We start from the raw sequence: 8,985 nt of genomic DNA, 5'->3' as shown, positions 1-8,985 counted from the left end.
AGCCAGCGTGACGCGTTCGCTGACGGAAATACCAATGGAGTCATCAACGACCACCCCCGCCTGTGCCAGTGCCACCATGAGCTCCGGATGGGTGACGATCCCTGCTCCACGCCCCTCCAGTTCCTCGGCGACACGCTCATACACGTGAACGTCCCAACCGGCCCGATGCAAGATGTTGGCGGCGAGGAGTCCCCCCAGGGAGCCGCCTACGATCATCACGGTCTTTGCTTGTGTCATTGCCTTCTCCTTCTTCTCGCCGGCTCAGTTCACAGTGGCACTTGCGCGCTCTGCTGCGGCGATCCCCTCCGCGGCGGGGTAGTTGAGCTCGATGGTGACGCCAGACGGGTCCTCGACGAACAGTTGGTGCAGCCCCAGGCTGGGTACGGTGCGCTCGCGAAACTGAAGACCTGCGGCATGAAGGCGACGGTGCATGTCCAGCAGGTCCGTCGCCAAGAAAGCAAGATGGTCGACCGCCGCGCTGCCCTGCAACGAATCTTCCGCCTTGTCGCCGAGGTACGCAGTCAACCCCGCCCGATCATGGGCATCGATGCCGATGATGTGCACGACGCCGTATTCGGACTCATCGCCTCCCCTGTAGAGCCACAGCCCCGGGAACTGGAACGGGGGCCGGAAGCCCTCGCGGAAGCCCATCACTTCGACGTAGAAGCGCCTGGATGCGTCCATATCGGTCGTTCGCACCGAATAGTGGGCCAGCTTGTTTATCGGCATAGTCTGCTCCAAAAAGAACATTAACTGATCGAAAGATAAATAATAGTGGAAGCAGCGGCAGGCCGCAAGCGATTCTGCTCGACCGGAAATGTAAAGAGACGCGACGCCTGCTTTTCACAGGCGGCTCGCGACCGTCAGATTCGCTCTGCGCGAAGAACCTGGGGAACGCCGGACAGGAAGGCATCGACGCGCATGTCGATAAGCCGCTCCAGGCGCTTGGGCGCGGGAAGGTCGTAGACCCATTTGCGCACCCCGATGTAGAAGACGCTCGAGTGCATCGCCCAGACGAGTTCGACCTCCTCGTCCTCTTCGTCGGCATCCCGAGGATCGGGGATGTCGAATTCGTGGCGCAGCTCCCGCGCGATGACGAGGAAGTGACGCTCCCGCAGGCGCGCCAGGTACTTCTGATTGATGCCCCCTCGGCTGAGGCCGGCATAGATGAAGATCCGCACCCACTCGCTGCGCAGGACGAAGCGCGCGTAGTCCTTCAGATAGCGCTTCAGCCGCTCGGTCAGCGGCACCCCGCGATCAGCGAGCCACTCCTCCCACTCCGGGTTCCACCGACGCACAAAGACCTCTTCGTAGACCCGGTCGACGAGGGCCTCCTTGGTCGGGAAGTACCGGTAGAGCAGTGGCTGCGTGACGTTCAGCTCCTTGGCCAGGTCCCGTGTGCTGGCGTCAAAGCCGTGCCTGGAAAAAAACGAGATGGCGGCCTGAACGATCTGGTGCTCCCGATCTTCGGGCGCGAGCCGCCGACGCGGGGCGGGGCCGGCAGGTGTGCGCGGTTCGGCGGCTTGCGTCGCCAGGAGTGACTTCGGTTGCTTCATCGGCGCTCGGGTTTCCCCTATCTTATTTATCGATTGACAATTTACTCTGATTCCGCCAAAGTTATCAGACGCTCAACAAGCAATGTACTTCCGAACCCGCCTCGGGCCAACAGGAGAACCACCCCATGAGACAACATTCATCCCCTCGCCGGCTGGCCGGTCGGGCCCTCGTCACGGCTGGCCTGGGCTTGGTCCTTGGCGCCGTTCAGGCACAGACCATCAAGATCGGGCTGCCGGTGCCTCTCACCGGTCCGTACGGCGCCGAGGCCAAGGACCAGGTCCGCAACGCCGAACTGGCGGTCAAGGAGTTCAATGAGACTGGCGGACTCAATGGCCGCAAGGCAGAGCTCCTCGTGCGCGACGACAAGCTCAATCCCGGCGAGGCCGCTACCCGCACGTTGGAGTTGCTCGAGAAGGACAACGCCAACTTCATCGTCGGCGGACTCTCCGCGGCGACTCAGCTGTCGATCAACAACGTGACCAAGCAGCGCAAGATCATCTACGTGTCCGTCAGCCAATCCGATGCCATCAACGAGGCGAGCGATGCCGGCCCGTACACCTTCCACGAGGCACTGAATCCGCACATGACGACCCAGGCGGTCGGTCGCTACGTGTTCAGGAAGGGCATGAGGGTGGCCTTCCTGACGGCCGACTATGCCTACGGCCAGGAGATGACGCGCGGCTTCACGCGCRTCGCCAAGGAGCTCGGTGCCGAGGTCGTGGGCGAGGTCAAGCATCCTCTGGGCGCGCAAGACTATTCGACCTTCTTGCCGCGCCTGCAGGCGATGAAGGCGGACGTGCTCGTCTTCAACAATTTCGGCAACGACAACCGCATCTCCATCAAGCAGGCCGGCGAGTTCGGCATGAAGAAGGGCATGAAGTTCGTGACGCCCATCCTGACCTACACCGCGCGTGTGGCCGGGGGCGCATCGACCTATGAGGGCGTCGTCGGCGGCACCCAGTACTTCTGGGAAATCGAAAGCAAGACACCGACAGCCAAGGCCTTCAATACCGCATTCAAGGCCGCCAACGAGAACAAATACCCCTCGGACTATGGCGCGATGGCCTATTCGGCGGTGAAGTCACTCCTGATGGCCGTCAAGTCCGCAGGGACGACGGACAGCGACAAGGTCGGTGCCGCCCTGGCGGCCCTGAAGTACGACACGTACAAGGGCCCCCAGTACTACCGCAGCTGCGATCACCAGTCGGTGCAGTCGGTCCTGGTCATCGAGTCGAACAGCAAGGAGACGCGCGACCCGACGGAAGTATTCAAGGTCCTGCACGTCGAGCCGGCGGATGAAAAGCTCCTGCGCTCCTGCCAGGAACTCGGCTTCAAGGGCTGAGGCCGAATCCCCCTTTCCTCTCCCTTCCCATCGACCGGAGCAAACCATGCCCAGCCTTTTCGACCCCATCGCGCTGCACGGACGGACACTCGGCAATCGCATCGCCATGGCGCCGTTGACGCGCTCCCGCGCGACCGCAGGCGACGTCCCTGGCCGGGACAACGCCACCTACTACGGCCAACGCGCGTCCGCGGGCCTCATCATCACCGAGGCCACCAACGTGACGCCGATGAGCTGCGCCTTCGAAAAGGCGCCAGGCATCTATAGCGACGCCCAGGTGGAAGGATGGAAGCTCGTCACCCAGGAGGTCCATGCCCGCGACGGCCACATCTTCCTCCAGCTGTGGCATTGCGGCCGCGTCGGCGCCGACGGGCTGCTGGACGGTGCGGCACCGCTGTCGCCCTCGGGCGTCAACGACGACCTCGACGCGCTCCAGGTCTGGGGCGAACTGGCTCGGGGCCGGTACGTGCGGATTGCCGCCACGCCCTCGCGCGCCATGACAACGGCCGAGGTCGAAGACGCCGTCGAGCAGTATCGACGCGGCGCGGCCAACGCGCTCAAGGCCGGTTTCGACGGCGTGGAGATTCACGCCGCCAACGGCTACCTGCCACACCAGTTCCTGTCGCCAACGACCAATCGGCGCACCGACGGCTACGGTGGCAGCTTGGAAAACCGCCTGCGCTTCCTGCGCGAGGTCGTGGAAGCCGCCATCGACGAGGTGGGCGCGGCGCGCGTGGGTGTACGCATCTCTCCTTTCGCCGCCTACAACAGCACGCGCGACCCCCATCCAGCCGAAACCTACGCCGCCGTGGCGGCCATGCTCGACGAATACGGCATCGCCTACCTGCATCTCGCGGACACCAACGCATGGGCCGGTCAACCGGACATGCCGAAGATCCTGGACGTCGTGCGGCCGCGCTTTCGCGGCGTCCTCATCGGGAACGGCGGCATCACGCCGGACGCGGCACGCGACCTCATCGCCACGGGCGCACTGGACGTCGTAGCGTTCGGGCGCCCCTTCCTGGCCAACCCCGACTTGCCCGCACGCATCCGCCTGGGCGGACCGTACAACGAACCCAGAAGCATCGGCTGGTACGGCGGATCGGCCGAGGGCTACACCGACTATCCGACGCTCGCGCACGCAGCCTGAGACACGTCGAGGGCACATCCATGGAAATCACGTTCGACCTCCTCGCGCTGCAGCTCTTCACCGGACTGGCCCTGGGCGCTGTCTATGTCCTGCTGGCTGTCGGCCTCTCTCTCATCTTCGGCATGCTCACCGTCGTGAACTTCGCGCATGGGGCCTTCTTCATGCTGGGGGCCTACATCGGCTTGGTGGCCGCGGAGAAGACCGGCAGCTTCTGGCTGGCCCTGCTCATTGCACCCATCGTGGTCGGTGCCATCGGCATGCTGGCTGAACGCTGGCTCATCCGACCGCTGTACGGCCGCGGGATCGACTACCCCCTGCTTCTGACTTTCGGCCTCGCCTACATGCTGGTCGAAGGCGTGCGCATCGTCTGGGGCAAAGCCGGCCTGCCCTTCGACACCCCCGAAGTTCTGCAGGGTGCGACGAACCTCGGGTTCGCCGACTTCCCGACCTACCGCTTGTTCGTCATCGGCGTCGTCGGCGCACTGCTCCTGGCCCTGTGGCTCGTGATCGAGCGCACGCCATTCGGCCTGGTCGTCAGAGCCGGCGCGCGGGACCCGGTGATCGTCCGCGTGCTCGGGGTGGACGTCTCCCGCGTCTGGCTCATCGTCTTCGGCGTCGGAACCGGCATCGCCGCCCTCGCCGGCGTACTCGCGGCACCCATGCAAGGGGTGTCACCCGAAATGGGAACCTCGGTGCTGACCRTTGCATTCGTGGTCACCGTCGTAGGCGGTATGGGTTCGCTGATGGGCGCTGTCGTCGCCGGCCTGCTGATTGGCGTGGTCGAAAGCATGGCTGTGCTTTTCTTCCCGGAAGCGGCAAAGGTCTCCATGTTCGTCATCATGGCTGCCGTGCTTCTCGTTCGTCCACAGGGTCTCTTCGGTCGCGCCGGACTGATGTCATGAAGGAACCGACCATGAGTGCCATCACGCCCCCCGCCACGAAGAAACCGTCGCGCACTTGGCAGGATGTCTTGAGAACAGTTGCGAAGCATCGCGTCCTGGCAACTGTCCTCTTCTTTGCCATCTTTCCCTGGCTGATGCCCTATCAGTCGCTGGCYATCAACATACTCATCTATGGCCTCTTCGCCGTTGGCTTCAACTTGCTGTTCGGCTATACCGGGCTGCTGTCATTCGGTCACGCCGCATTCCTCGGCGTCGGTGCTTACACCGCCGGCATTCTCATCGCCCAGCACAACGTGCCATGGTGGGCGGCGGTGCCGGCTGCCGTTGCGGCTGGATGCCTGGTCGCGCTGGTGATGGGCCTGCTGGCCATCCGGACACGCGGCATCTACTTCGCGATGGTGACCCTCGCACTTTCTCAATGCGTCTACTTTCTCGTGTACCAGTTGCCTGCCTCCGGTGGAGAGAACGGCCTGCGCGGCGTCAACGTCTCGGAAGTGAGCATTCTGGGGTTGAAGCTCGACCTCCTGAACCCGCTGCAGAAGTACTACTTCGTCTTTGCATTCGTGGCCGTCGCGATGTGGCTTCTCTCCCGCATTCTGGCCTCCCCATTCGGTGGCGCCATCGAGGCGGTCCGTGAGAATGAGGCACGGGCGCGGGCCTGTGGATTCGACATCGAGCGAACGAAGCTGCTGTCGTTCGTCCTCTCCGCAGGCTTCTGCGCCCTGGCCGGATCGCTCAATGCCATCCATCTCTCCAGCGTTCCCATCGAGACGCTGGACTACGCCACCTCGGGCATGGTGGTCATGCTGTGCCTCCTGGGGGGCATGGGCACCTACTTCGGCCCCTTCGTCGGCGCGGCGCTCTTTCTGCTGATCCAGGACCTTGCATCCAACTGGACCGAGCACTGGCAGCTCCTCGTCGGCGGCGTCTTCGTCTTCTTCGTCCTGTTCTTCCCGAAGGGGGTCTGGGGCACGTTCCTTCAGAAGGTCTCCCATGAACGCTGATGCCATCATCGAGACGCGAAACGTCAGCAAGCGCTTCGCCGGCTTCAAGGCGCTCAACGACGTGAGCGTGAAGATTCGCCCGGGAATCCTGACGTCCATCATCGGTCCCAACGGCGCGGGGAAGAGCACCTTCTTCAACATGCTCTCGGGCGCCTTCGCACCCAGTGACGGTCAGATCGTTTTCATGGGCGAGGACATCACCGGGATGCGCCCGCATGAGTTTGCGCACACCGGCATTGCCAAGTCCTTCCAGATCACGAACCTGTTTCCGAACTTCACGGCGCTCGAAAACGTGCGCATCGCGCTCCAGGCGCATGTGTCGCGCTACGGCCTTTGGCGCCGGCGCTCGGCGCTCCATGGCTTGAGCGAACAAGCCGAGACGGTGTTGAAGACGGTCGGGCTCTCCGAGCGGTCCAACCACCTCGCGCGGGAATTGGCACATGGCCAGCAGCGTGCGCTCGAAATCGGAGTCGCACTCGCCGGCCAGCCCAGACTCCTCTTGATGGATGAGCCCACGGCAGGCATGAGTCCCGAAGAGACCAAGGTCATGATGGCGCTCATTCGCAAGCTCGTCGAAGAGCGCACCGTCGTTCTGGTCGAGCACAAGATGAAGATGGTGATGGGCATCAGCGAGCGCATCGTCGTCCTGCACCATGGCGAGCTCATCGCTGAAGGCACCCCGGACGACATTCGCGCCAACGACCTGGTCAAGCGTGTCTATCTCGGCCAAGGCAACCACTGAGGGAGCGCGGAATGCTTGAAGTCAACGATCTGAACGCGTGGTACGGCACCAGTCACATTCTTCAGGGTGTCAGCCTGAAGGTTCACAAGGGTGAGCTTGTCTGCCTGATCGGTCGCAACGGTGCCGGCAAGACCACGACCGTCAAGAGCGTCGCCGGGCTCATTCCAAGAGCGAAGGGGTCGGTGAAGTTCGAAGGCATCGAGCTGCTCGGCCAACCGGCGCATGCCCGGTTTGCCATAGGTCTGGCTTACGTTCCCGAGGAGCGCCGTATCGTTCCCGGCCTCACGGTGCGAGAGAACATCCGCCTGGGTCTCCTCGCCTCGCCGCTGCGCCGGCATGAGGCGGATGTCATCGAGGAGATCGCGCAGACCTTCCCACGGCTGAAGGAACGCCTTGACCAGATGGCCATTACGATGTCGGGCGGGGAGCAACAGATGCTGGCCATTGCGCGCGCTGTGGCGTCCAAGCCGAAGATGGTGCTGCTCGATGAGCCTTCCGAAGGCATCATGCCGGTGCTGGTCGATGAGATGTTCGAGTATTTCGCCGCGCTCAAGCGCAGCGGCGTGACCATTCTTCTCATCGAACAGAACGTCGGTCTGGCCCTCAGGATTGCAGACCGCGCCTACATCCTCGACCAGGGCGAAATCGTCTACAGCGGCAGCGCGCAAGCCATGCTGGCCGATGAAGCGATCCAGGAGCGCTACTGCGCGGTCTAGGCAGCCTTCAGCATCACGTGGCTGCGCGGGATTCCCATGATTCGATCGCCGATGTTCATGCCCCATTCGGTCATTCCGATGCCTTCGCGCAGCTGCCCCGTCTGCCAATCCRACAGCGCCTCGTCGATGTCGGAGCCCAGGGGTTGCAGCGCCTTGGCCAAAGCCAGGGCATTGGCCGCAGCCTTGGCAGTGCTGCCGGCGGTATGGGGCCGGGGCACGAATGCGGCGTCCCCAAGCAGGACGGCACGACCGAACACCATCCGCGGCACCTGCAGGTCCAGGATGGCCTGGACGAAGGGCTCCTTCGTGGCCTCAAGCAGAGTCTGAAAGGTCGGCGCAAGCAAGTCCCTCGACGTTTGCATCAGAAGCGCAAGGTCTTCATCCTTGGGCGCACCCGGCGGCATCGAGAACGCGTGGTGGACTCCGAAGCGGTCGCTCATCAATGCCGAGAGTTCATCGCCGTGCTCCACCTTCTGGTACCACACCCAGTTCCAGCGCCGATGACCTTCCTGGATCGATTGGCCTTCACCCGGGACCAGGTATTCGAGCATCAGGTGGCCAGGGCCTTGTTGAAATGCAAAGGTGCCCGCAAGCACATCCGCGGCACTTGCAGGAAGTTCCTCTTCAGGGACCAGACCGCGCCATGCGACATAGCCAGCGTAGTCGGGAACGAGACCAGGGATGACTTGCTCGCGCACCGCGGAGCGCGCGCCATCGGCGCCGACGAGCAGGTCGCCGGTTTCGACGCGGCCGCTGGCGAAGCAGGCGGTGATGCGGTCGCCATGCTGCTCGAAACGAACGAATCGCTCACCCGGATGAAATATCTCCGCAGGCAGGTGCTGTTTCATCGTGCCGTAGAGCATGTTCCAGGACGTCTGGCTCTGCGGCATGTAACTGCGTTGGACGACGCGATCGTCGCGGTCCAGGTAGATGCGGTCGCCCGACCTGACGCCTAGCGCGCCCAGGGTCTGGACCCCTGCGAAATGGAACGCAGACAGTACATCGCCCTGCAGCACGACACCGCCGCCGCGGCTGTCGAGTTCGTTCGGGGATCGTTCGAAGACGTCGACCTCCCAGCCAATGGCTCTCAGCGTCGTGGCCGCAAAGAGTCCGCCGAGGGAGCCGCCGATGATGAGTGCGCGAGGCTTGTTGTTCGTGGTGTGGGTGGTCATGAATCTCTCCAGACTGCGCCTGGCGCGATCAAGCGTGGGTTGAGGCGTGAGCCAGGCGACCCTCGAGAGCTTCGCGGAATTGCGCGGGCTTGCCGAGGAACTGACCGAGGTGAAGCATCTGAAGCTCCCCGTCCTGTTCAAGCGCCAAAGTCGGGAAGCCGCGCCCACCCGCGCGCCACAACAGCTCACGCGTGTTTTCGAAATGCTCGGGCAGCCTGGAAGTGCCCTGATCAAAGGCGGCCGAGAAGCGTTCTTCGTCGAGGCCGAGTTCCACGGCAAGGCGCGTCAGTTCAGCGCGGTCCGCGATGGGGCGGCCTTCGACGTAGTAGGCCGTCTGCAGGCGTTTCAGCATCCTGAGCCCCACGCCGGCGAGTTCTTCGGCAGCGAGCATGGCTGCGGT

At 63.5% G+C, this 8,985-nt stretch carries 11 protein-coding genes; 6 read left to right on the top strand and 5 right to left on the bottom strand.

Features of this window, described 5'->3' with window-relative positions; genetic code table 11:
• From AC1D2K_RS22935 to AC1D2K_RS22925, 3 genes are all read right to left on the bottom strand, one after another.
• On the bottom strand, positions 1–237 hold a 237-nt coding region (locus AC1D2K_RS22935), incomplete at its 3' end, for an FAD-dependent monooxygenase (RefSeq protein WP_478091232.1).
• Between the two features lie 24 nt (positions 238–261).
• Positions 262–729 (bottom strand): VOC family protein, encoded by a 468-nt coding sequence (locus AC1D2K_RS22930; protein WP_478091230.1) that lies wholly within the window; start codon positions 727–729, stop codon positions 262–264.
• A 134-nt stretch (positions 730–863) separates the two neighbouring features.
• A complete protein-coding gene (locus AC1D2K_RS22925; RefSeq protein ID WP_478091228.1) occupies positions 864–1,556 on the bottom strand; it encodes a TetR/AcrR family transcriptional regulator in 693 nt (230 codons plus the stop codon).
• 125 nt (positions 1,557–1,681) lie between these two features.
• On the opposite strand from AC1D2K_RS22925, the gene AC1D2K_RS22920 reads away from it, so the two are divergent.
• From AC1D2K_RS22920 to AC1D2K_RS22895, 6 genes are read left to right on the top strand one after another with little or no spacing between them, the layout of a single operon-like run.
• Complete coding sequence (locus AC1D2K_RS22920) at positions 1,682–2,899, top strand: ABC transporter substrate-binding protein (RefSeq protein WP_478091227.1); 1,218 nt, start codon at positions 1,682–1,684, stop codon at positions 2,897–2,899.
• Positions 2,900–2,945: 46 nt separating this feature from the next.
• Positions 2,946–4,049 (top strand): alkene reductase, encoded by a 1,104-nt coding sequence (locus AC1D2K_RS22915; protein ID WP_478091225.1) that lies wholly within the window; start codon positions 2,946–2,948, stop codon positions 4,047–4,049.
• Positions 4,050–4,069: 20 nt separating this feature from the next.
• Positions 4,070–4,951: a branched-chain amino acid ABC transporter permease gene (locus AC1D2K_RS22910; RefSeq protein ID WP_478091224.1), complete on the top strand. Its 882-nt coding sequence runs from the start codon at positions 4,070–4,072 to the stop codon at positions 4,949–4,951.
• 11 nt (positions 4,952–4,962) lie between these two features.
• Positions 4,963–5,955 (top strand): branched-chain amino acid ABC transporter permease, encoded by a 993-nt coding sequence (locus AC1D2K_RS22905; RefSeq protein WP_478091222.1) that lies wholly within the window; start codon positions 4,963–4,965, stop codon positions 5,953–5,955.
• The gene (locus AC1D2K_RS22900; RefSeq protein WP_478091220.1) at positions 5,945–6,697 is read left to right on the top strand and encodes an ABC transporter ATP-binding protein; all 753 of its coding nucleotides are present in this window, start codon (positions 5,945–5,947) and stop codon (positions 6,695–6,697) included. The genes AC1D2K_RS22905 and AC1D2K_RS22900 overlap by 11 nt, the downstream gene beginning before the upstream one ends.
• A gap of 11 nt (positions 6,698–6,708) precedes the next feature.
• Positions 6,709–7,413 carry an ABC transporter ATP-binding protein gene (locus AC1D2K_RS22895; RefSeq protein WP_478091218.1) on the top strand — a complete coding sequence of 235 codons (705 nt, stop codon included), beginning with the start codon at positions 6,709–6,711 and terminating at the stop codon, positions 7,411–7,413.
• On the opposite strand, the gene AC1D2K_RS22890 is transcribed toward AC1D2K_RS22895, so the two are convergent.
• Positions 7,410–8,585 (bottom strand): FAD binding domain-containing protein, encoded by a 1,176-nt coding sequence (locus AC1D2K_RS22890; RefSeq protein WP_478091217.1) that lies wholly within the window; start codon positions 8,583–8,585, stop codon positions 7,410–7,412. The genes AC1D2K_RS22895 and AC1D2K_RS22890 overlap by 4 nt on opposite strands.
• Positions 8,586–8,613: 28 nt before the next feature.
• Positions 8,614–8,985, bottom strand: a 372-nt coding sequence (locus AC1D2K_RS22885) for a DsbA family protein (RefSeq protein ID WP_478091216.1), incomplete at its 5' end; no start/stop codon positions are given.

Source organism: Variovorax sp. P1_H12_2 (genome assembly GCF_056405335.1).
This window is presented reverse-complemented; position numbering and strand designations above follow the sequence as displayed.